At 65.4% G+C, this 20,636-nt stretch carries 22 protein-coding genes and 1 tRNA gene; 11 read left to right on the top strand and 12 right to left on the bottom strand.

All coding sequences use genetic code 11. From position 1 onward, the window contains the following. The 6 genes from pstB to phoB all read right to left on the bottom strand — a co-directional run bounded on the left by pstB (position 1) and on the right by phoB (position 6,549). Positions 1-852 (bottom strand): phosphate ABC transporter ATP-binding protein PstB, encoded by an 852-nt coding sequence (gene pstB, locus V6X63_RS06950; protein WP_408022305.1) that lies wholly within the window; start codon positions 850-852, stop codon positions 1-3. A 17-nt stretch (positions 853-869) separates the two neighbouring features. Continuing rightward, positions 870-2,039: a phosphate ABC transporter permease PstA gene (pstA, locus tag V6X63_RS06945; RefSeq protein ID WP_367978489.1), complete on the bottom strand. Its 1,170-nt coding sequence runs from the start codon at positions 2,037-2,039 to the stop codon at positions 870-872. 15 nt (positions 2,040-2,054) lie between these two features. Next, the gene (gene pstC / locus V6X63_RS06940; protein WP_367978488.1) at positions 2,055-3,290 is read right to left on the bottom strand and encodes a phosphate ABC transporter permease subunit PstC; all 1,236 of its coding nucleotides are present in this window, start codon (positions 3,288-3,290) and stop codon (positions 2,055-2,057) included. Between the two features lie 120 nt (positions 3,291-3,410). Further along, a complete protein-coding gene (locus V6X63_RS06935; protein WP_367978487.1) occupies positions 3,411-4,427 on the bottom strand; it encodes a substrate-binding domain-containing protein in 1,017 nt (338 codons plus the stop codon). Positions 4,428-4,527: 100 nt separating this feature from the next. Further along, entirely contained in the window at positions 4,528-5,853 is a 1,326-nt protein-coding gene (phoR, locus tag V6X63_RS06930; RefSeq protein ID WP_367978486.1) for a phosphate regulon sensor histidine kinase PhoR, read from the bottom strand. Between the two features lie 12 nt (positions 5,854-5,865). Then, positions 5,866-6,549 (bottom strand): phosphate regulon transcriptional regulator PhoB, encoded by a 684-nt coding sequence (gene phoB, locus V6X63_RS06925; RefSeq protein WP_367978485.1) that lies wholly within the window; start codon positions 6,547-6,549, stop codon positions 5,866-5,868. A gap of 125 nt (positions 6,550-6,674) precedes the next feature. On the opposite strand from phoB, the gene V6X63_RS06920 reads away from it, so the two are divergent. The 10 genes from V6X63_RS06920 to V6X63_RS06875 are packed head-to-tail and all read left to right on the top strand — an operon-like array spanning position 6,675 to position 14,087. Further along, positions 6,675-7,154: a Na+/H+ antiporter subunit E gene (locus tag V6X63_RS06920; protein WP_367978484.1), complete on the top strand. Its 480-nt coding sequence runs from the start codon at positions 6,675-6,677 to the stop codon at positions 7,152-7,154. Then, a complete protein-coding gene (locus V6X63_RS06915; protein ID WP_367966040.1) occupies positions 7,151-7,441 on the top strand; it encodes a monovalent cation/H+ antiporter complex subunit F in 291 nt (96 codons plus the stop codon). Before V6X63_RS06920 ends, V6X63_RS06915 begins: the two co-directional genes overlap by 4 nt. Next, a complete protein-coding gene (gene mnhG / locus V6X63_RS06910; protein WP_367966039.1) occupies positions 7,434-7,775 on the top strand; it encodes a monovalent cation/H(+) antiporter subunit G in 342 nt (113 codons plus the stop codon). Before V6X63_RS06915 ends, mnhG begins: the two co-directional genes overlap by 8 nt. Positions 7,776-7,804: 29 nt before the next feature. After that, positions 7,805-8,317 (top strand): DUF4040 domain-containing protein, encoded by a 513-nt coding sequence (locus tag V6X63_RS06905; RefSeq protein ID WP_367978483.1) that lies wholly within the window; start codon positions 7,805-7,807, stop codon positions 8,315-8,317. Then, the gene (locus V6X63_RS06900) at positions 8,314-8,790 is read left to right on the top strand and encodes a Na(+)/H(+) antiporter subunit B (RefSeq protein WP_367978482.1); all 477 of its coding nucleotides are present in this window, start codon (positions 8,314-8,316) and stop codon (positions 8,788-8,790) included. The genes V6X63_RS06905 and V6X63_RS06900 overlap by 4 nt, the downstream gene beginning before the upstream one ends. Beyond that, entirely contained in the window at positions 8,787-9,146 is a 360-nt protein-coding gene (locus tag V6X63_RS06895) for a cation:proton antiporter subunit C (protein WP_367966036.1), read from the top strand. Before V6X63_RS06900 ends, V6X63_RS06895 begins: the two co-directional genes overlap by 4 nt. After that, entirely contained in the window at positions 9,143-10,630 is a 1,488-nt protein-coding gene (locus tag V6X63_RS06890; protein WP_367966035.1) for a monovalent cation/H+ antiporter subunit D family protein, read from the top strand. The genes V6X63_RS06895 and V6X63_RS06890 overlap by 4 nt, the downstream gene beginning before the upstream one ends. Then, on the top strand, positions 10,627-12,087 hold the full coding sequence (locus V6X63_RS06885) for a proton-conducting transporter transmembrane domain-containing protein (RefSeq protein WP_367966034.1): 1,461 nt from the start codon (positions 10,627-10,629) through the stop codon (positions 12,085-12,087). Before V6X63_RS06890 ends, V6X63_RS06885 begins: the two co-directional genes overlap by 4 nt. 13 nt (positions 12,088-12,100) lie before the next feature. Then, a complete protein-coding gene (locus tag V6X63_RS06880) occupies positions 12,101-12,412 on the top strand; it encodes a hypothetical protein (protein WP_367978481.1) in 312 nt (103 codons plus the stop codon). Then, a complete protein-coding gene (locus V6X63_RS06875) occupies positions 12,405-14,087 on the top strand; it encodes a Na(+)/H(+) antiporter subunit D (RefSeq protein ID WP_367978480.1) in 1,683 nt (560 codons plus the stop codon). Before V6X63_RS06880 ends, V6X63_RS06875 begins: the two co-directional genes overlap by 8 nt. Before the next feature lie 12 nt (positions 14,088-14,099). Here V6X63_RS06875 and V6X63_RS06870 read toward each other — a convergent pair. Together V6X63_RS06870 and V6X63_RS06865 are read right to left on the bottom strand one after the other, a co-directional pair. Next, positions 14,100-14,175: transfer RNA gene (locus V6X63_RS06870), tRNA-Thr, on the bottom strand. 48 nt (positions 14,176-14,223) lie between these two features. After that, positions 14,224-14,688 (bottom strand): type IV pilin protein, encoded by a 465-nt coding sequence (locus tag V6X63_RS06865; RefSeq protein WP_367978479.1) that lies wholly within the window; start codon positions 14,686-14,688, stop codon positions 14,224-14,226. Positions 14,689-14,791: 103 nt separating this feature from the next. On the opposite strand from V6X63_RS06865, the gene V6X63_RS06860 reads away from it, so the two are divergent. After that, positions 14,792-15,325 carry a GspH/FimT family protein gene (locus V6X63_RS06860; protein ID WP_367966030.1) on the top strand — a complete coding sequence of 178 codons (534 nt, stop codon included), beginning with the start codon at positions 14,792-14,794 and terminating at the stop codon, positions 15,323-15,325. Here V6X63_RS06860 and ispH read toward each other — a convergent pair whose 3' ends face one another. From ispH to ribF, 4 genes are read right to left on the bottom strand one after another with little or no spacing between them, the layout of a single operon-like run. After that, positions 15,326-16,309: a 4-hydroxy-3-methylbut-2-enyl diphosphate reductase gene (gene ispH / locus V6X63_RS06855; RefSeq protein ID WP_367966029.1), complete on the bottom strand. Its 984-nt coding sequence runs from the start codon at positions 16,307-16,309 to the stop codon at positions 15,326-15,328. 41 nt (positions 16,310-16,350) lie between these two features. Then, positions 16,351-16,848: a signal peptidase II gene (gene lspA / locus V6X63_RS06850; RefSeq protein ID WP_367966028.1), complete on the bottom strand. Its 498-nt coding sequence runs from the start codon at positions 16,846-16,848 to the stop codon at positions 16,351-16,353. 9 nt (positions 16,849-16,857) lie between these two features. Beyond that, positions 16,858-19,677: an isoleucine--tRNA ligase gene (gene ileS, locus V6X63_RS06845; protein WP_367966027.1), complete on the bottom strand. Its 2,820-nt coding sequence runs from the start codon at positions 19,675-19,677 to the stop codon at positions 16,858-16,860. A gap of 4 nt (positions 19,678-19,681) precedes the next feature. After that, the gene (ribF, locus tag V6X63_RS06840) at positions 19,682-20,635 is read right to left on the bottom strand and encodes a bifunctional riboflavin kinase/FAD synthetase (protein WP_367966026.1); all 954 of its coding nucleotides are present in this window, start codon (positions 20,633-20,635) and stop codon (positions 19,682-19,684) included. Position 20,636: the final 1 nt, after the last annotated feature.

Below are 20,636 nucleotides of genomic sequence, written 5' to 3'. Positions count from 1 at the left end.
TCAGCCGAACCGGCCGGTGATGTAATCCTCGGTACGCTGTTCCTTGGGGTTGGTGAACAGCGTGTCGGTGTCGTTGACCTCGACGATCCGGCCCATGTGGAAGAACGCGGTATAGCCGGCCACACGTGCGGCCTGCTGCAGGTTATGGGTCACGATGACGATGGTGTAGTTGTCCTTGAGCTCGTGGATGAGCTCCTCGACCGTCGCCGTTGCCAGAGGATCCAGTGCCGAGGCCGGTTCGTCCATCAGAATCACTTCCGGATTCACCGCGATGGCACGGGCGATGCACAGGCGCTGCTGCTGACCACCCGAGAGTTCCGTCCCCGGGGTGTCCAGCCGGTCGGCCACCTCGTTCCACAGCCCGGCCCGCTTCAGCGAGGACTCCACCAGATCATCCAGCTCGGAGCGGGACGTGCCGGTGCCGTGCAGTCGCGGGGCATAGGCGATGTTCTCGTAAATGCTCTTGGGGAAGGGATTGGGCTTCTGAAAGACCATGCCCACGAAGGTGCGCAGCTGCACCACGTCGACGCTGGGGTCGTAGATATCCTCCCCTTCCAGCGACACCCTGCCCTTGATGCGAACCTGCGGAATGAGGTCGTTCATGCGATTCAGGCAGCGCAGGAACGTGGACTTGCCGCAGCCCGAGGGCCCGATCAGCGCCGTCACCTCGCGGGCATACATGTCGAGATTGATGTCATGCAGCGCCTGGGTCTCCCCGTACCAGAGGTTGAGATCGCTGGCATTCATCTTGACCTCGGGCGTCGTCGCCCGACGCTCGCCCGCTGGTGTCTCCGCGTTCTGCGCCATGGTCGCAGCCCCTGCCGATGTCGCGTTCTTCACTTCAGTTTCCATGAATCCCTCGCCAGTCGCTACCAGCGACGTTCGAACCTGCGCCGCAGGAACACGGCCGTCGCGTTGAGTGTGAGCAGGATCGCCAGCAGCACGATGATGCCCGCCGCCGTTTTCTCGACAAAGGCCTTGCGCGGCTCGCTGGCCCAGGTGAAGACCTGCGCCGGCAGCACGGTGGCCGATTCGAAGATGCTGGTCGGCGCCTCGGGGATGTAGGCGATCATGCCGACGATGATGAGCGGCGCCGTCTCGCCCATGGCCTGGGCCAGGCCGATGATGGTGCCCGTCAGGATACCCGGCAGCGACAACGGCAGGACATGATCGCGCACGACCTGCCATCGGGAGCAGCCCATCGCGAAGGCGCCGAGGCGGATCGGATCCGGTACCGCCCGCAGGGCCGCCCGCGTGCTGATGATGATGATCGGCAGCGTCATCAGCCCCAGCGTCAGGCCACCCACCAGTGCCGACGACCGCGGCACGCCGAAGGTGTTGATGAACACCGCCAGACCGAGCAGACCGAAGATGATCGAAGGCACCGCCGCAAGGTTGTTGATGTTGACCTCGATGGCCTGGGTCAGCTTGTTGTCCGGCGCGAACTCCTCGAGATAGATCGCCGACATGACCCCGATCGGGAAGGCGAACACCAGCGTGACCGCGAGCACCAGCAAAGAGCCCACGGCGGCGGAGAAGATACCCGCGAGTTCCGGCAGCTTGGAGTCGCCGGAGGTGAAGAAGGCCCAGTTGAAGGTGGTACGGATGATGCCCTCCGCCTTGAGCGCGTCCACCTGGCTGGCGAGGGCCGGGGGCAGCTCCTCCTTGCCCTTGAAGTACTGGTCGATACGGCTGTATACCGGCACCCACTCGGTCCGCGTGGTGCCAGCCAGTTCCGGATTGTTGCGGATCTCCAGCGGGATGCTGCGGACAGCGCCGCGGGAGACGATCTCGCGCAGGTCCTCGGGAATGGCGAAGCGCCCGATACGCTCGGCGCGCTCGTTGTAATCCAGCGTAACCCTGATCTCGGACTGCCAGAAGGCCGAGTAGCCCTGGCTGATGATATCCGTGAAAAAGGCCACGATAATCGCGAACGCCACGAAAAGCGCCGTGATGGAGTAGGCCTTGAAGCGGGACTCGCGCCGGTAGCGGGCCCGGATGAGGGGATCGTTGGCCGATCCGGTCAGTCGTCGCTGCATCGTAATGCGTCCCGTCTAGTCGTATTTCTGCTTGAAACGGCGCACGAGGAAGGTGGACACCAGATTCAGCATGAGCGTGACGATGAAGAGCACGAGCCCCAGCGCGAATGCCGACATCGTCTGCGGGCTGTCGAAGGCGAGATCCCCGGTCAGCGAATAGACGATATTCACGGTGACCGTGGTCATGTCCTCAAGCGGGTTCCAGGTCAGGTTGGGGCGCACACCCGCCGCCATGACCACAATCATGGTCTCGCCCAGCGCCCGCGAGACCCCCAGCAGGAAGGCCGAGATCACACCCGGCAGCGCGGCCGGCAGGATGACCTTCTTGATCGTTTCCGAATGCGTGGTGCCCAGCGCATAGGCCCCCTCCCGAAGGCTCTGCGGAATGCTGTTGATCACATCGTCGGACAGCGACGAGATGAACGGGATGATCATGATCCCCATGACAATGCCCGGCGAAAGGATGTTGCTGTAGGAGGCATCCAGGCCGAAGAACGCGGCGATATCCACCACGATCGGCGTCACGGTGATCGCGGCGAAAAAGCCGTAGACCACCGTCGGGATGCCCGCCAGGATCTCCAGCAGCGGCTTGGCGATGCCACGCTGCGTGCGCGTGGCGTACTCCGACATGAAGATCGCCGAGAGCAGGCCGATGGGCAGTGCGGTCGCCATGGCAATGGCGGTGACCATGAAGGTGCCGGCGAACAGCGGCACGGAGCCGAAGAACGACGTGCCTTCACCCACCTCGTCGCCGCGACCGGCGGCCTCCAGGAACGTATCACCCGGCGACCAGACCGTCCCGGTAACGAACTCCCAGACGCTCACCTCCCGGAAGAAGCGCATGGCTTCGAACAGGATGGAGAGCACGATCGATACGGTGGTGATGATGGAGATCAGCGCGGCGCCTAATAGCAGCCAGCGGATGACATTGTCGAGCGCATTGCGGGCCCGAACTTCCGGTCGGATGGCGCGCAGGCCCTGCGCGAGCCCGATGACGGCCACCACCAGCGAGACGATCAGCACGAGCTCGCGGGACGGGGCAATCACGCCGAAGACACTCAGCAGGGCGGCGGCAATGGCCACGCCCAGTGCCGGCAGGCCCATCCAGACCACCGAGTACCAGCCGTACTGCTGCGGGCGCGAGTGCATGCTGATCCCCGCCGCCATGGTCTGGAGCGCCTTGCCCCGACCCAGCCGGAACGCGAGGTAACCCAGCGGCGCCAGTGCTGCCAGAAACAACAGTGTTGTCAATCCGATACCCAATGTCCTGCCTCGTGCCGCCGGCGGTAGAACCAAAGATCGCCGCCCTCAGGGAGGACGGCGATCGTCAGGCGCTAGATGCTCGCCTGATCGGGCGAGCGTTGCAACGCCTTATCCCTCAAGATCGCTGCGCTTGAGCTCGACGCGATCCTCGACCCGCTCGCGCCACTCCGCGGACTGTGCCGCCGGCAGCGGAATCAGGCCTTCTTCGACCAGCAGGCCGTCCGGCCCGATCATGATCGGGTCCATGAACAGGCTGACGTACTCGTCGATGCCCGGGATCACGCCATCGTGGGCGTCCTTGATGTAGAACCAGAGGCTCCGGGCCACCGGATACTCCTCCTGGGAGATCGACTCGGTGGTCGGCTCGACCCCGTCAACGGTCGCGGCATCCAGCGTGTCGCTGTTCTCGACGAGGAAGCTGTAACCAAACACGCCAACGGCGTCCTTGTTCTCGCGGATCCGCTGGACGATCAGGTTGTCGTTCTCACCGGAGTCGACATAAACACCATCGGCGCGGATGTCGGTGTACTCCTCGGGGAAGCCGGCCTCTTCGGCGGTCTCTTCCATGACCAGCTCTTCGAAGGCATCACGCGTGCCGGAGGTGGTCGGCGGACCCAGGATCTCGATCTCGCGATCCGGCAGGCTGGCGTCGATCTGACTCCAGTTGGTGTACGGGTTGTCCACCATCTCGCCGTCCTGCGGCACCTGGGCGGCAACCGCCAGCATGATCTGCTCGCGGGTCAGGGCCAGCGGCTCATTGTCGGCACTCTGGGCCAGCACGATGCCATCGGAACCGATGAGGGCCTCGGTGATCTCGGTGACCCCATTCTCCATGCAGCGGTCGAACTCGCTGGGCTTCATGCGCCGGGAGGCGTTGGTGATGTCCGGTGTCCTGACACCGACGCCATCACAGAACAGGCGCAGGCCGCCGCCGGAGCCGGTGGACTCGATGACCGGCGTCGGGAAGTTGGTGGTGGCACCGAACTCCTCGACCACGTAGCTGGCGAACGGATAGACCGTGCTGGAGCCGACGATGCGGATCTGCTCGCGCTCCTGGGCGACGGCAACGGATGTCATGCCGACGGCCGCGGCAACGGCAAGGGCAGTGGTCTTCCAGGTCTGCATGAGGGTTACTCCTCGTTAGTGCTTCGGGTTAACGCTCGACGCAGGCTAGTCGACAATTATGACAGGACTGTGAACTTCGTCGGACGAATGCCGGACCCGTTCAGTCGCCCAGCTCACCGACTGACCGTGAGGACGCTTCAAGACGCTCGTAGACCGGAAACACCGCCGTGAAGGTACTGCCCACGCCCATCTCGCTGTTCACCTCGAGCCGACCGCCATGCCGCGAGAGCACATGCTTGACGATGGCGAGCCCGAGGCCCGTCCCGCCCTGGCGCGTTGCCCGGCCGCTGTCCACTCGGTAGAACCGCTCCGTGAGCCGCGGGATGTGATGGGCGGGGATGCCCTGGCCCGTATCCGCGATCGCAAGGCAGGCGGCACCTGAGGCCTCGAACCAGCGGATATCGATCCGCCCGCCGGCGGGGGTGTACTTGACGGCATTGGAGAGCAGGTTGGAAAACGCGCTGCGCAGCTCCTCATCGTCTCCCGCCACGGCCAGTGATTCATCCACCGTGCTGCTGATGCGGTGTTGGCCATTGCTGAGCGCCCGCGCTTCCTCGGCGACATCCGCCAGCATCTCCGCGATGTTCACCAGGCCGCGTTCCTCGGTAGGCCGCTCGGTCTCGAGGCGCGAGAGCAGCAGGAGATCATCCACCAGCCGGGTCATGCGCTCGATCTGCTGGTCCATCAGCGCCAGGGGCCGCTCGAGGTCATCGGCCTGCAGCTCATCCATGTCGGCGAGCTGCTCGGACATTCCCTGCAGCACGGTCAGCGGCGTGCGCAGCTCATGACTGATGTTGCCGACGAAGTCCCGCCGCATGGTCTCGAGCCGGTGCAGCTCCGAGATATCCCTTGCCAGCAGCAGCTGCTGGTGACTGCCGTAGGGGACGATGCGGATCTCCAGGGTGCGCCGGTTATCCTGCGGCGACGGGATCTTGACCGCCGCCGTCCAGTCGCCGCGCTCCAGGTAAGCCGCAAAGTCCGGGTGGCGGATGAGGTTGGCGATACGCTGCCCCCGATCCTGGGGCCAGCGCAGCCCCAGATAACGGGATGCCAGCTGATTCCACCACTGCATGTCGCCGGTATCGGACAGCACGATGGTGCCGTCGGGCATGGCGTTGGCACCCTCGCGAAAGCGTCTGAGCAGATCCACCAGACGCTGGCGGCGCTGACGCTGGCGAAGCTGCTGGCGATCCAGGCCGTCGAAGACATGCCCCCATAGCCCACGACCCCGCGGCGGCCGTCGCTTGCGCGAGGCCCGCAGCCAGCGCTCGAGGCGGTGGATCTGGGCAAGGTTGTAGATCAGCAGCCCCACCGCGGCTGCCAGCAGCAGCCAGGGAACACCGGCGGCGGCACCGATCACCAGCAGGGCCAGGGACGCCAGAACGGTGCGCCCCAGCACCGCCGGCCAGGGATTGCTCATCAGCACGGGATCGGCCCGTCAATCGATGGAAAAACGGTATCCCGCGCCGCGCACGGTCTGCAGCAGATCGTCGTGCCCCGTAGGAGCAAGCGCCTTGCGCAGGCGACGGACATGGACATCGACGGTACGCTCCTCCACATAGACGTTGGCACCCCAGACATTATCGAGAAGCTGCGCGCGATTGAATACACGATCCGGATGAGTCATGAAAAAATGCAGCAGACGGAATTCGGTGGGGCCCATCTCCACCTTGCGGCCATCCCCGCTGACCCGATGGCTGACCGGATCGAGCGTCAACCCCCGCATTTCCACCGGCGCCTCGCCGGCGGTGGGCTGGACGCGACGCAGGACCGCCTTGACCCGGGCGACCAGCTCGCGGGGGGAAAAGGGCTTGGGAACATAGTCGTCCGCGCCGGCGTCGAGGCCGCGGATGCGATCGGCTTCCTCGCCCCGTGCGGTCAGCAGAATGACAGGGATCTCCCGAGTGACCCGCCCGCGCTTCAGCCGGCGGGCGAAATCAATGCCGCTCTCCCCCGGCAGCATCCAGTCGAGCAGGATGAGATCCGGCTGACTGAGGCGGATGGCCGCATCCGCATCCTCCGCCGACTCCGCATGGCGGACGCGATAGCCGGCCCGCTCCAGCGCCATGGCCACCATCTCGCGAATGGCCGCCTCATCCTCGACGAGCAGAATGCTTGCCACCGTGCCCCCTCTGCGTAAAATGATAAAACGTCAGTATAAAGTCACGCAGATTGCGGTACTGTGACAATCCCGCAACGGCCCGGTTTTGCTGGCAGGCGGTCGGCGACCTTGGTACATTCCCGCCAATGCGGTATTTCGTCTCGCTTACGGTGGTGCTGGCTGTTCTGTGGCTCGGACTCTCCGGGGTCTACAAGCCGCTGCTTTTTGGCCTCGGCGCGGCATCGATCGTGCTTGTCGTCTGGCTCACCGAACGCATGGAAGTCCTCGGCGCCGAGCACGATCCGGCCACCCTGCCCTGGCGGCTGCCGGTCTACTGGGTCTGGCTGATGTGGCAGGTGATCAAGTCCAATATCGCGGTGGCCCGGGCGGTCCTCGATCCAAGGCGTATCGAGCCGATGCTGGTCGAACTGCCGGCGGATCAGCGCACCCGGGTCGGCCGCGTGACCTACGGCAACTCGATCACCCTGACACCAGGCACGGTAACCACACGGCTCGAGACCGATGGCGACGGCATCCAGATCCATGCACTTCTGCCCGAGGCCGCCGAGGATCTGCGCCGGGGCGAGATGGCCCGACGGGTGCGCTGGCTTGAGGGCGACGGATGATGGAGCCCGTCGTGCTCGGTACCATCCTGGCCATCTTCACCACCATGGGCCTCGCCCTCTGGCGGGCCATCCAGGGCCCGTCGGTCTATGACACCATCGTCGGCGTCAATATCTTCGGCACCAAGACGGTTCTGCTGATCGCCCTCATCGCCGAGTTCAGTGGCAACGCCGACCTGATTGATGTCGCCCTGGTCTATGCGCTGATCAACTTCCTGGCTGTGGTCGCCATCCTCAAACTGGTCCGGCAGCGGGACCTCGCGGCCAGTCGCAGGGTGGAGCATGACTGAATTGCTGGTGGATGTGATCTCCGGGGCCATGATGCTGGTTGGTGGCGCGTTCGCCGTCATCGGCGGGATTGGTGTCGTGCGGTTCCCGGATGTCTTCACGCGACTGCATGCCGGCGGCATCACCGACACGCTGGCGGCACTGCTCATCGTCGGCGGCCTGATGCTGCAGGCGGGCTGGAGCATCCTGACATTCAAGCTGCTTCTGATCCTGCTGTTCCTGCTGTTCACCACGCCGACGGCATCACACGCGACGGCCCGCGCGGCCATGGCGGCCGGTCTGCAGCCTCTGCTGGGCGTGGTCAGGCCCAAGGGAGATGGATCATCGAACACCTGATCGACATCGTCCTGCTCCTTTTCCTGATCGTGGTGGCAGCCACCGTCGTGGTCACGCGTGACCTGTTGAAGGCCACGATGCTGTTCGCGATCTATTCACTCATCATTGCAGCGCTTTTCGCCACGCTGGATGCGGGCGATGTCGCCCTGACGGAGGCAGCCGTCGGGGCCGGCATCAGTACCGTGCTGATTCTGGCCGTGCTGGCACTCGTGCCCCGGCATGAAAAACGACAGGCAGGCCATAGCCTGCCCGCGCTGGCGATTGTCATCGTGACCGGCGCGGCGCTGGTGTACGCCTCGTTCGACCTGCCACAGTTCGGCCATCCGGATAATCCGGTCCAGCAGCATCTCGCGCCCTACTTCATCGAGCAGACCTACGCCAACATGGGCATCCCCAATATGGTGGCCGCCGTGCTGGCGAGCTACCGCTCCATCGACACGATGGGCGAGGCCGTGGTGATCCTCACCGCCGGGATCGCGGTCTATGCCCTGCTCTCGCCGGCACCCCGGCGACGTCAGCGCCGCAGGGAGCAGGACTCGTGAAAGACAATGCCATCCTGGTTGTCGTCGCCCGCTTCCTGATCCCGCTGATGATGCTCTTCGGCCTCTATGTCCAGTTCCATGGCGAGTACTCCCCAGGGGGCGGTTTCCAGGCTGGCGTCCTGTTCGCGGCCGCCTGGATCCTGTTCGTATTCATCTACGGGCTGGATACCGGCCTGCGCATCATTCCGCCGCGCGTGATTTATGTCCTCGCCTGTCTCGGCGTGCTGCTCTATGCCTCTATCGGCATGCTCGGCGTTGTCCTCGGCGGTCATTTCCTCGACTTCTATCCACTGCTTGAGGCCCCCAAGACCGCTCAACAGGCGGGCATCATCCTCGTGGAATTCGGCGTCGGCGTCACGGTGGCCTCGGTGGTCATGCTGTTTTTCCTGCTGTTCGCCCGCCGGCGTGCCGACAGCGAGGCCGCCGGCCTTGACCCGGATGCAGCCGACGACGTGGAGGCCGACCGGCAGTGACAGTGCTCAGCTTTTTCAACTACTGGGCCGTGATCGTGCTGATGATGATCGGCTACTACTGCATGATCGTGCGCGGCAACATGATCAAGAAGATCATTGGCCTTGGGATCTTCCAGACCTCGGTCTTCATTCTCTTCATCTCCGCCGGCAAGATCATCGGAGGCGCCACACCCGTTCTGCGCGAAGGGGTGGACGTCTATTCCAACCCCCTGCCACACGTACTCATCCTCACGGCGATCGTGGTGGGCATCGCCACCACGGCAGTGGGGCTCGCGCTGACCGTGCGGATCCGCGAGGCCTACGGCAGCATTGACGACGACGCCATCGATGCGGTCGAGGGGGACGATCGCGCATGAGTTCGATCACCGAGCTGATGCCCTTCATCGTGCTCATTCCGCTGATCGCTGGCCCGATCTGTGCGCTGCTGCCGGGTCGCGCCCTGCCGTGGCTGCTGACGACGGCGAGCATGGCAGTCGCGTTCGTGCTCTCGGCACTGACGCTGGCGGCGGTCTTCGACGGCGGCACGTTGAGCTATGCCTTCGGCAACTGGGCGCCGCCGGTGGGCATCGAATACCGGGTGGACGCCGCCAATGCCTTCGTGGCGCTATTGATTACCGGCGTCGCGTCGGTGCTCCTGCCCTGGGGGCGGCTGATCGTGGATGCCGAGGTGCCGGAACGGCAGGGCAGTTTCTATGCCCTGCTGCTCATCGCCCTCGCCGGACTGCTGGGCATCACCCTGACCGGCGACGTATTCAACGTCTTCGTGTTCCTTGAGATCTCGTCGCTCGCCACCTACGGCCTGATCGCCCATGGCCGGGATCGGCGCGCACTGCTGGCCGCCTTCCGCTACCTGATCATGGGCACGGTGGGCGCCACCTTCCTGCTCATCGGCATCGCGTTCCTCTACATCCTGACCGGGACGCTGAACATGACCGATCTGGCCGAGCGGCTTCCGGCCACTGAGGCGTCGCGGGCAATGCAGGTTGCACTGGGCTTCATCGTCGTGGGCTTCGCCATCAAGCTCGCGCTGTTCCCGCTGCATCACTGGCTGCCGAATGCCTACACCTATGCCCCTTCGCTGATCAGCGCCCTGCTCGCCGCGACGGCAACCAAGGTGGCGCTGTACGTGATGCTGCGCTTCATCTACGACGTCTTCGAGCCGGGCTACAGCTTCACCGCGCTTCCGCTGAGCGCCGCCCTGATGGTCATGGCCCTGGGCGGGATGTTCGCCGGCTCATGGCTCGCGATCATGCAGACCAATCTCAAACGGATGCTGGCCTACTCGTCCGTGGCCCAGGTGGGCTACATGGTGCTGGGCGTCAGCCTCGTGACCCTGGCCGGTCTCACCGCCGCCTTCCTGCATCTGTTCAACCATGGCCTGATGAAAGCGGCACTGTTTGCCAGTGCCGGCCTCGTCGCCTGGCGCCTGGGCAGCGTCAGGCTCAAGGACATGCGCGGGATTGGACGCGAGATGCCCTGGACACTCACCGCCTTCGCCCTGGCTGGCGTCAGCCTGATCGGGATTCCGCCCACGGCCGGTTTCATCAGCAAGTGGTACCTCATCAGCGCCGCGATGGAGGCCGGTCAGATCTGGCTGGTGGTTCTCATCCTGATCACTTCACTCATGGCGCTGGTGTACATCGCGCGGGTGGTGGAAATCGCCTGGCTGCAGCCTCGTCCGGATGACGCGCCCGCTGTCGAGGAAGCGCACTGGACGCTGCTGGTGCCGGTCTGGCTTCTGGTGGCGGCCAACTTCTGGTTCGGCATTGACACGCAGCTGACCGTTGGTGGCGCGAGCATGGCGGCCGAGGCGTTGGCCGGGGGGAGGCTGCTGCCGTGACGCCTCTCGCCGCCGTCGCCATCCCGTTCATCGGGGCTGCGCTGATCGCACTGGCGTCGCGTCGCCCCGGTCTGCGTGATCTGATCTGCTTCGCACTGCCGGTGCCGCTTCTGCTGACGGTCATCGGCCTCGCGGTCAATCGCATCGCCGGTGGCGATGCCATGACGCAGCAGTTGATCGAACTCGTGCCAGGGCTGGAGATCACCCTGGCGGTCGAGCCGCTGGGACTCGTCTTTGCCCTGCTGGCCTCCACGCTCTATATCGTGGCCACACCGTACGCGATCGGTTACCTGAAGGCCGGCGGCTACAGCAATCTGGCCCGGTTCATGGCCTGCTACGCCATCGCCCTCGGCGCGGCCATGGGCATTGCCTTCGCCGAGAACCTGCTGACGCTCTATCTGTTCTATGAAATCCTCTCGGTGTCGACCTATCCACTGGTCGCCCATACGGGCACGGAAAAGGCCCGCGCCGGCGCCCGTACCTATCTGGCACTCCTGCTGGTGACCAGCGTCGGACTGATGCTGCCGTCAATCATCTGGATCTGGGATGCCACGGGAACACTCAGCTTCAGCAGCGGCGGCATCCTGGCCGGCGGCGTGCCGCCCGGGGCCGGTGCCCTGCTCCTGGTGGCCCTGCTCTTTGGTATCGGCAAGGCGGCCCTGATGCCATTCCACCGCTGGCTGCCCGCCGCCATGGTGGCGCCCACACCCGTCTCGGCGCTGCTCCATGCCGTGGCCGTGGTCAAGGCCGGCGTTTTCAGCGTGCTGACCGTGGCGCTGTATGTGTTCGGGCTGGATTACCTGCGCGGGCTCGTCACCCAGCCGTTCATGCTCTACGTCGCCGTATTCACGATGCTGGCGGCCTCACTGGTGGCGATGCACCAGGACAACCTCAAGGCGCGTCTTGCCTATTCCACCGTCAGCCAGCTCGCCTATATCGTCACCGGCGCGCTGCTCGCCACCGAGCTGGCGGCAATCGGTGGCGGGCTGCACATGCTCATGCATGGCTTCGGCAAGATCACCCTGTTCTTCTGTGCCGGTGCGATCTACGTGGCCAGCGGCATCAACACGGTCAGCGGCATGGACGGTCTGGCGCGACGCATGCCCCTGACCATGCTGGCCTTCTTCATCGGCGCGCTATGTGTCATCGGCCTGCCGCCCACCGGGGGGTTCTGGAGCAAGTGGTACCTGGTGAGCGGTGCCTGGAGCGCAGGGCAGTACGTCGTTGTAGGCGCATTCATGCTGAGCACCCTGCTCAATGTGGGCTATCTCATGCCGCCGGTCATGCGGGCCTTCCTGCGCCCCGTCCCCGGGGATGATCCGGCCCACCGGCGGCTGGCGGAAGCGCCGCCGATGTGTCTCATCCCACTGCTTGTGACGGCGGCCGGCACGCTGGTGCTGTTCATTCTCGCCGCGCCGGCCTATCAACTGCTCGCCATGGGCATTCCGGGACAGTGAGAGAGGAACACGCATGAAAGCCGTCAACGCCACCGCCCGCGTACTCGACGCCCTTGTCCAGCGTGCCCGGCTGCTGCGCTGGACCATGATCGGCCTGATGGTGCTCGTGGTGCTGATCGATATCCTGAAATCCTCCCATTACAGCCGTTTCCCGTGGGATGGCATCCCCGGCTTCACCGCGGTTTACGCCTTCCTCGGCGCGCTGGCACTGATCGGCCTCTATAAGGCGATCGGCTACGGTCTCGTCTATCGGGCACCGGATTACTACACAAAGCGGGCAGGGCGGAAGGCAGAGGCGCGGGACGAGGAGTCCGCCGATGGCTGAGTGGCTCCACCCGGCGCTGCTGCTGATACTCGGCGCGCTGCCACTGGGCGTCCTGCAGGGACGTTCACGACAGGTCTGGCAGCTGGCCCTGCCGTTACTGGTCCTGCTGCTGGTGGTCGCGCTCCCGGATGGCACCCGAGTTACCCTGGAGTTCGCCGGCGTCGAGCTCACACCGCTGCGAGCCGACGGCCTGAGCCTGATTTTCGCCTACATCTTCGCCCTCATCCTGTTCATCGGAAACATCTTCGCGCTGCAGGTCGACGACGGCGCGCAGCATGTCGCCGCCACGCTCTATGCGGCCTCCGGCCTGGGTGCCGTACTGGCAGGCGACCTGATCACGCTTTATGTGTTCTGGGAGATCATGATGATCTCCTCGGTCTGGCTGATCTGGCGGCGACGGCGCCAGGCCGCCTATGATGCGGGCTTCCGATATCTGATCATCCACGCCCTGGGCGGGATGCTCCTGCTCGCCGGTATCATCGCCTACTGGCTGCACACTGGCAGCCTTGCCTTTGAGCCGCTGGCGGGTGGCGGACCGGCCTTCTGGCTGATTCTGGTGGCCTTCCTGATCAACGCCGCTGCGCCGCCACTGCATGCCTGGCTGCCGGATGCCTATCCGGAGGCGACGGTCACCGGCACGGTATTCCTCAGCGCCTTCACCACCAAGACGGCGGTCTACGTGCTCGCCCGGGGCTTCCCGGACACCGAACTGCTGGTCTGGCTCGGCGTGCTGATGACCCTCTATGGCGTCACTTATGCCTTCCTGGTCAATGACATCCGCCGACTGCTCGCCTATCACATCGTCAGTCAGGTGGGCTATATGGTGGCGGGTGTCGGGCTGGGAAGCGCGCTGGCGATCAGTGGCACCGCCGCCCATGCCTTCACCCACATCCTCTACAAGGCACTGCTGCTGATGGGTGCCGGCGCCGTGCTGCAGATGACCGGCCGCAGCCGCCTGACCGAACTGGGCGGGCTGTACCGAAGCATGCCGATCACCTTCCTGCTCTATATGGTGGGTGGCCTGTCCATTTCGGCCTTCCCACTGTTCAGCGGTTTCGTGAGCAAGACCATGATCATCGAGGCGGCGGCGGTGGAGGGTCGGGCGGTGGTCTTCCTGCTCATGACCCTCGCCGGCGTCGGCACCTTCATGAGCACGACGCTGAAGCTGCCCTGGTATACCTTCATGGGTCGGGATGCCGGCCTTCGGCCGCCGGAGGCCCCGCTGAACATGCGGGTCGCCATGGGCATCGCCGCCCTGCTCTGCTTTGTGATCGGGATCCTGCCCGGATGGCTGTACGCCATCCTTCCCTACCCGGTGGACTACAACGCCTACACGGCCAGCCATCTGATCAAAGAGATGGAGCTGCTGCTCTTCACGGGCCTCGCCTTCTTCCTCCTGCTCGGCATGCTCGGCGGAAAGGACAAGCTCAGCCTCGATCTCGACTGGTTCTACCGGGTGCCGGGCAAGCAGGCGGTGCTCGCACTGCGCAACTGGATCGTGACCGCCGACGGCGCGGCGCGCGGAGCGTTCATGCGTGTCTTCCGCCAGGCAGAGGATGCCACCACGCATCTGCGTCTCAGCGGCTGGCCGCTGAAAAGCTGGCCCACGGGCTCAATGGCGCTATGGACGGCCATCGTACTGGCGATGCTGCTGGTGTTCGGCCTGGGGCGCTAGGCGGCGAGGAACTGGTGCCGGCGCACGGATTCGAACCGCGGACCTACGCATTACGAATGCGTTGCTCTACCAACTGAGCTACGCCGGCAACCAAGCGGCAATCTTAGACGAGCAGCCCCTTTCAGACAAGCGCGGACTAGCGCCAGCAGGCCCGAATCGACGCCGGGTCAGTCAGCACCGGGCCGCTGCTCAACATCATTACGCCGCGCTGGCCATTATCGCGATAGACGAGAGCCATGCATGTCGAGGCGGCGCTCACGGGCGGCGATGTGTCCGTCCTGCGCCGGGCACGTAGCTGCCAGGCAATCGGATCCGCGGTCATGGCGACCCAGTCGGCCTCGTCCGGCACCCCGGCCTCGAAGACATAGGCCTGCGACAGCGACTCGATGCAGCTTGCGCCGGATTCCATCGGCGCAAAGCCGGCATAAGTGCCCCGGTGCGCTCGATGCCGCTCGAGCCGGCCGGCGATCTCGAGCAGGCAGGCCCCGGCCTGCGTACTCCGGACCCGCTCGACGGGTTGCAGGTATCCCGGCACGGCCAGCGTGGCGAGGATCGCGATGATGGTCAGTACAACCAGCATTTCCAGCAGGGTGAATCCCATCCGTCTCCGCATGCCACCAGACTGCCGCGATCCGACTGGCGGGCAGCATCCGGGCCGACCATTGCGCTAGATTACTCGACCGTCGGTTGCCATGGAGGGCGCGATGAGAAGGCAAGAGGGGGTGAGCCTGCCGGGGCTCATGCTGACGCTGACACTGACGGCGATACTGACCACCCTCGCGGCCCCGGTCTTCTCGGGCATCGCGGCGGATGCACGTCTACAGAACGGGGCCGAACGGCTCTACACGGCCTTCTGGTACGCCCGGAGCGAGGCCATCATGCGCGGGCGCACCGTCGTGGTGGCCGCCCTCGACGGGGACTGGGAATCGGGCTGGCAGGTTTTCGTCGATACCAGCCGCGACGGCCGTCGCCAGCATGGCGAAGCCCTCCTGCGCCGGTCCGAAGGGCCGGACCAGCGGATTGCCGTGGAGGCCAACGCCGGCATCGGGAGCGCCGTCCACTACCAGCCCGATGGCCGGACGCGACGGCCGAGCGGCAGCCTGCAGATGGGGACGGTCGTCCTCTGTCACGGTGCTGCGGAAGACCCTGACCGGCGCGGACAGGGTGTCATCATCAATGCCGCGGGGCGCCCTCGGATCACGGGCGACCCGCAGCGCATGGATGACGGTCGATGCTGATCAGTCGACGACGGGCTTGATCTCGCCGCGCCTGGGGATGGCCCGCAACAGATCGCGGGGCATGGAGAACACGACATCCTCCGTATAGCTACCCCCGGTGTCCGGGCGCCGGGCGCCCCAAGCGACAAGCCCGTCGATCACCTCCTGGACCAGCGACTCGGGGGCTGACGCGCCGGCAGTGACACCGATGCATCCGGCATCGGAGACCCAGTCGCGCTGCAGTTCGGCGGCGCGGTCGATCTGGTGAGCCGGCACGTTCATGCGCTCGGCGAGCTCGGTGAGCCGCCGCGTGTTGGAGCTGTTCGCGGAGCCGACAACGATCATCACATCCACCTCGCCCGCCAGCTCGCGCACCGCATCCTGGCGGTTCTGGGTGGCATAGCAGATGTCATCCTTGCGCGGCCCCTGGATGGCCGGGAAACGCGCCTGAAGGGCCTCGATGACCGATGCGGTGTCATCCATGGACAACGTGGTCTGCGTCACGAAGGCGAGATCGTTCTCGTTGCGGACATTCAGGCTCTGGGCGTCCTCGGGCGTCTCGACGAGATAGATGCCGGCCTGCTCCGCCCCTTCGCCGACATACTGGCCGAGGGTGCCCTCCACTTCGGGATGCCCGTCATGACCGATCAGAATGACCTCACGCCCCTCGCGGGCGTGCTTGCGAACCTCCATATGCACCTTCGTGACCAGCGGGCAGGTGGCATCGAATACATGGAGTCCACGCTCCACTGCCTCGTCCCGGACCGACTGCGAGACGCCATGCGCCGAGAAGATCAGGGTCGATCCCGCCGGGACGCCGTCCAGCTCCTCGACAAAAATGGCGCCCTTGTCGCGCAGCTCATCAACCACCGTGCGGTTGTGGACCACCTCATGGCGCACATAGATCGGCCGGCCGAAGGCTTCCAGCGCCTGTTCGACAATGCTGATGGCCCGGTCCACGCCGGCACAGAATCCGCGGGGATTGGCGAGTCTGATTTCCTGCATGCTCATAGTCTCCCATGGAGCCGAAGGTCGGGCAAAGGCCCTCAGCGGCCGCGGCGCCAGTCCCGCCAGGCCGTGACGAGGACCGCGACAACGCCCAGCGTGATGGCGCTGTCCGCCACATTGAACGCCGGCCAGTGCCAGCCGCCGACGTGGACGTCGATGAAGTCGATCACTCCGCCAAGGCGCAGCCGGTCGACCAGATTACCCACCGCGCCGCCGAGTATCAGCCCCAGGCCGGCCACCTCCAGCCGTCTCCGGGCCTCAAGGCCACGCAGCCAGATGAGCAGATAGACGCCCACGGCAACCGCCACCGCACTCAGCAGCCAGCGCTGCCAGCCGCCGCCATCGGCGAGAAAACTGAAGGCGGCGCCGGTGTTGAAGGCCAGCGTCAGGTTCAGGACCGGCAGCAGCGGCTCGGGCTGATACGGTTGCAGGGCAGTCAGTGCCAACCACTTGGTGAGCTGGTCGATGACGAGCACCAGTCCAGCGACAGCGAGCCCCCATGGCAGCCCACTGCGGGCGGGGCGGTTTACTGGCATCGCGCCGGCTCAGGCAAAGCGCCGCTCTTCACCGGGACCCGAGACATTGCTGACGCAGCGGCCGCAGAGCTCGGGATGTTCGGCGTTGTCTCCTACATCCTCACGCCGGTGCCAGCAGCGCTCACACTTGTCGTGACGGCTGGGCCGAACGCTGAAGCGAAAGCGCGTGCCATCGGGCAGGTTGGCCGATTCGGCATGCTCATCGGCGGCCTCCAGCGGATGCACTCGTGCCGCCGAGGTAATGAGCAGGAAGCGGAGTTCATCCCCCAGCACGCCCCAGCGGGTCGCCAGCGGCTCGGGGCAGAAGAGGTCGACCTCTGCCTCGAGGGTGGCGCCCAGGACCTGGTCGTTGCGCAGCCGTTCGATGCGCTTGGCGATCACCTCACGGAGGGCCAGGACTTCCTCCCAGAAGCCGCGGTCCATCAGTTCATCGTCCAGCGCGAACAGCCCGTCATACCACTCCGTCTCCAGGGCTGTGCCACTTCGTTCCCCCGGCAGATGCTCCCAGATTTCATCGGCGGTGAAGGACAGCACCGGCATGAGCCAGCGCACCAGCGCCTCGGCGATATGCCACATGGCGGTCTGAGCGGAACGGCGGGCGACACTGTCGGCCTGGGTGGTGTACTGGCGATCCTTGATCACGTCCAGGTAGAAGCCGCCCATGTCGAGCACGCAGAAGTGATGCACCCGCTGCGAGAGCTGATGGAAGTCGAACCGGTGGGCGTCCTCGATGAGCTTTTCCTGCAGCAGCCGTGCGCGATCGACCGCCCAGCGGTCCAGCGCCAGCATGCGCTCCGGCGGCAGGGCATTCTCCGCCGGATCAAAGCCGGCCAGATTGGCAAGCAGGAAACGCGCGGTGTTGCGCAGCCGCCGGTAGGCATCCGCGGTGCGCTTGAGGATGTCGTCCGAGACGGCGATCTCACCGGTATAGTCCGAGGAAGCGACCCACAGGCGCAGGATGTCAGCCCCCAGGGCATTCATGACCTCCTGGGGCGCGATCACGTTACCCCGCGACTTGGACATCTTCCGTCCCTGCTCGTCGACGGTGAATCCGTGGGTGAGGACGCCGCGGTAGGGCGGCTCGCCGTTGATCATCATCGAGGTGAGCAGCGATGACTGGAACCAGCCCCGGTACTGGTCGCTGCCCTCGAGATAGAGATCCGCCGGCCACTGAAGGCCGTCACGGGCCCTCAGCACCGTGGCATGCGTGGTGCCGGAATCAAACCAGACATCCAGGATGTCCGTGACCTTCTGGTAGCGCTCGGCCTGGTCACCCAGCAGCTCCACGGGATCGAGCTCGAACCAGGCGTCAATGCCGTCCTGCTCCATACGCTCAGCCACGGCCTCGATCAGCCGATCGGTGTCGGGATGCGGTTCACCCGTCTCACGATCGATGAACAGGGCGATCGGCACCCCCCAGTTGCGCTGCCGGGAGATGCACCACTCCGGGCGGTTGCGCACCATCGCGGCCATGCGCTCCTCGCCCCAGTCCGGGAACCAGTCAACGTCGGACAGCGCCGCCAGGGTCTTCTCGCGGACATCCCCCGCTTCCAGGTTGAGGAACCACTGCGGCGTCGCACGGAAGAGGATCGGCGTCTTGTGCCGCCAGCAGTGGGGATAGCTGTGGCGGTACGGTTCATGATGAACCAGCGCCCGCGTAGCTTCCAGCCGTTCGACGATCCCCCGGTTGGCATCGAAAACGAACTGGCCGTGGAATTCCCCGTTGAGAAACCGCCCGTCATCACCGACGGGATTCTCCAGCGGCAGGTTGTAGCGCTGTCCCACCACAAAGTCGTCAGCACCATGCCCGGGGGCGGTATGCACCGCGCCGGTCCCGGCGTCGGTGGTTACATGCTCACCCAGAATGATGGGCACATGGCGGTCGAGGAACGGGTGCTGCAGGCTGAGCCCCTCGAGCTGACGCCCGGTGCAGCGTCCCACGATGCCATAGTGCTCAACGCCGTATCGGGTCAGCGCCGCCTCATGCAGCTCCTCAGCGAGCAGCACGAGCTCACGCCCGTGCTCGATCGAGATCAGCACGTAATCCAGTCCGGGATGGAGGGCGACGGCCTGATTGGCGGGCAGCGTCCAGGGTGTGGTGGTCCAGATGAGCACCGAAACCGGCTTATCCTCGGCGTCCACCGTGGCACCGCACAGCCGGGCCAGCGCCTCCCCATCCAGTGCCTGGAAGCGTACGTCGATCGCCGGCGAGGTATGGTCCTCGTACTCCACCTCCGCCTCGGCAAGCGCAGAGCCGCAGTCGGTGCACCAGTGAACCGGCTTGTAACCCCGCTTGAGATGACCCTTGCGCACGATGTCGCCGAGGGCACGCAGGATATTCGCTTCGGTCTCCGGGGCCATCGTCAGATAGGGATGGGCCCAGTCACCGAGCACGCCGAGGCGCTGAAAATCCTCGCTCTGGCCCGCCACCTGCTCGGCGGCGAACGACCGGCAGGCATCGCGGAAGGCCCGCGGCGAGACGGCCTCGCCAGCCTTGCCGATGGTCTGCTCGACCTTGTGCTCAATGGGCAGGCCATGACAGTCCCAACCCGGCACATAGACCGCGTCGAGCCCGTCCAGGCTGCGGCTCTTGACGATGATGTCCTTGAGGATCTTGTTGACGGCATGGCCGATATGAATGCTGCCGTTGGCGTAGGGCGGACCGTCATGGAGGATGTAGCGACGGCGCCCATGGCGCTCGGCGCGCAGGCGCTCATACACCCCCTCCTCGCGCCAGCGCGCCAGCCGCTTCGGCTCACTCCTGGCGAGGCCGGCGCGCATGGGGAATGCGGTTTTCGGGAGATTGAGGGTGTCCTTGTAATCGCTCACGGATTCATCCTACAGTGTTTGCCTTCAGATAGCCGTGGTCCTCAAACCACGTCCGGGCCGCGGTCACGTCCGCGGCGATCTGTTCTTTCAGGGCCTCGAGGCCGTCGAAACGCTCTTCGCCCCGCTGCCAGGCCAGGAACTCGACATCGATGGTGCGACCGTACAGATCGCCGGAGAAGTCCAGCAGATAGGTCTCGAGCAGCGTCTCGACACCATTGACCGTCGGCCGGGTTCCCAGGCTGGCCACGCCGGGACGGATCTCGCCGAGACCATGGACGGCGACGTTGAAGATCCCCCGCATCGGCGGTGGGTGCTGACCAAAGCGGATATTGGCCGTAGGCCAGCCCAACTGGCGGCCCAGCGCCTCGCCGCGGACCACCCGCCCGGAGATTCGCAGCCGGCGCCCGAGCAGTATTTCGGCGGTGGACAGGTCGCCCCGCGCCAGCGCCTCGCGGATGCGCGTACTGCTCACTCGGGCGTCGCCATAGCTCACCGTCGGCATCCGCTCGAGCTCGAAGCCCCGGTTCTCGGCGACGCGCTGGAGCATCGCGAAGTCACCCCGGCGCCGGTGTCCGAAGCGGAAGTCATCACCCACCATGAGGAAGCGCACGTCCAGCGCATCCACCAGCAGTCGCTGGATGAAATCCTCCGCGGGCTCGGCGGCCAGGCGGGCATCGAAGCGCAGGCAAAGCGTCCGCTCGACACCCAGCGAGCGCAGCACGCGCAGCTTGTCACGCAGCCGCATGATGCGCCCGGGAGCCCGGTCGGGCATGAAGAACTCCCGCGGCTGCGGCTCGAACAGGATCACCGTGGTGGGCAGCCCGAGCCGGCGCCCGGCCGCATGCAGCGATTCGATGACCGCCTGATGCCCCCGATGGATACCGTCGAAGTTGCCGATGGTGGCGACGCAGGGGCGGTGCCTTTCATGCAGATTGTGCGCGCCTCTGACGAGTTCCATG

The organism is Spiribacter onubensis, assembly GCF_040838425.1.
Classification (GTDB): Bacteria; Pseudomonadota; Gammaproteobacteria; order Nitrococcales; family Nitrococcaceae; genus Spiribacter; species Spiribacter onubensis.
Note: the sequence above shows the minus strand (reverse complement) of the source record. Positions and strands in the feature narration are given on the sequence as shown.

Bases quoted from the DNA above. Each gene is read 5' to 3' on its own strand.
- pstB (WP_408022305.1), bottom strand. From the start codon at position 852: ATGGAAACTGAAGTGAAGAACGCGACATCGGCAGGGGCTGCGACCATG.
- V6X63_RS06890 (WP_367966035.1), top strand. From the start codon at position 9,143: ATGAGTTCGATCACCGAGCTGATGCCCTTCATCGTGCTCATTCCGCTG.
- ribF (WP_367966026.1), bottom strand. From the start codon at position 20,635: ATGGAACTCGTCAGAGGCGCGCACAATCTGCATGAAAGGCACCGCCCC.
- V6X63_RS06920 (WP_367978484.1), top strand. From the start codon at position 6,675: ATGCGGTATTTCGTCTCGCTTACGGTGGTGCTGGCTGTTCTGTGGCTC.
- V6X63_RS06875 (WP_367978480.1), top strand. From the start codon at position 12,405: ATGGCTGAGTGGCTCCACCCGGCGCTGCTGCTGATACTCGGCGCGCTG.
- V6X63_RS06935 (WP_367978487.1), bottom strand. From the start codon at position 4,427: ATGCAGACCTGGAAGACCACTGCCCTTGCCGTTGCCGCGGCCGTCGGC.
- V6X63_RS06865 (WP_367978479.1), bottom strand. From the start codon at position 14,688: ATGGGATTCACCCTGCTGGAAATGCTGGTTGTACTGACCATCATCGCG.
- lspA (WP_367966028.1), bottom strand. From the start codon at position 16,848: ATGCCAGTAAACCGCCCCGCCCGCAGTGGGCTGCCATGGGGGCTCGCT.
- mnhG (WP_367966039.1), top strand. From the start codon at position 7,434: ATGACTGAATTGCTGGTGGATGTGATCTCCGGGGCCATGATGCTGGTT.
- ispH (WP_367966029.1), bottom strand. From the start codon at position 16,309: ATGCAGGAAATCAGACTCGCCAATCCCCGCGGATTCTGTGCCGGCGTG.
- pstA (WP_367978489.1), bottom strand. From the start codon at position 2,039: ATGCAGCGACGACTGACCGGATCGGCCAACGATCCCCTCATCCGGGCC.
- V6X63_RS06860 (WP_367966030.1), top strand. From the start codon at position 14,792: ATGAGAAGGCAAGAGGGGGTGAGCCTGCCGGGGCTCATGCTGACGCTG.
- V6X63_RS06915 (WP_367966040.1), top strand. From the start codon at position 7,151: ATGATGGAGCCCGTCGTGCTCGGTACCATCCTGGCCATCTTCACCACC.
- V6X63_RS06880 (WP_367978481.1), top strand. From the start codon at position 12,101: ATGAAAGCCGTCAACGCCACCGCCCGCGTACTCGACGCCCTTGTCCAG.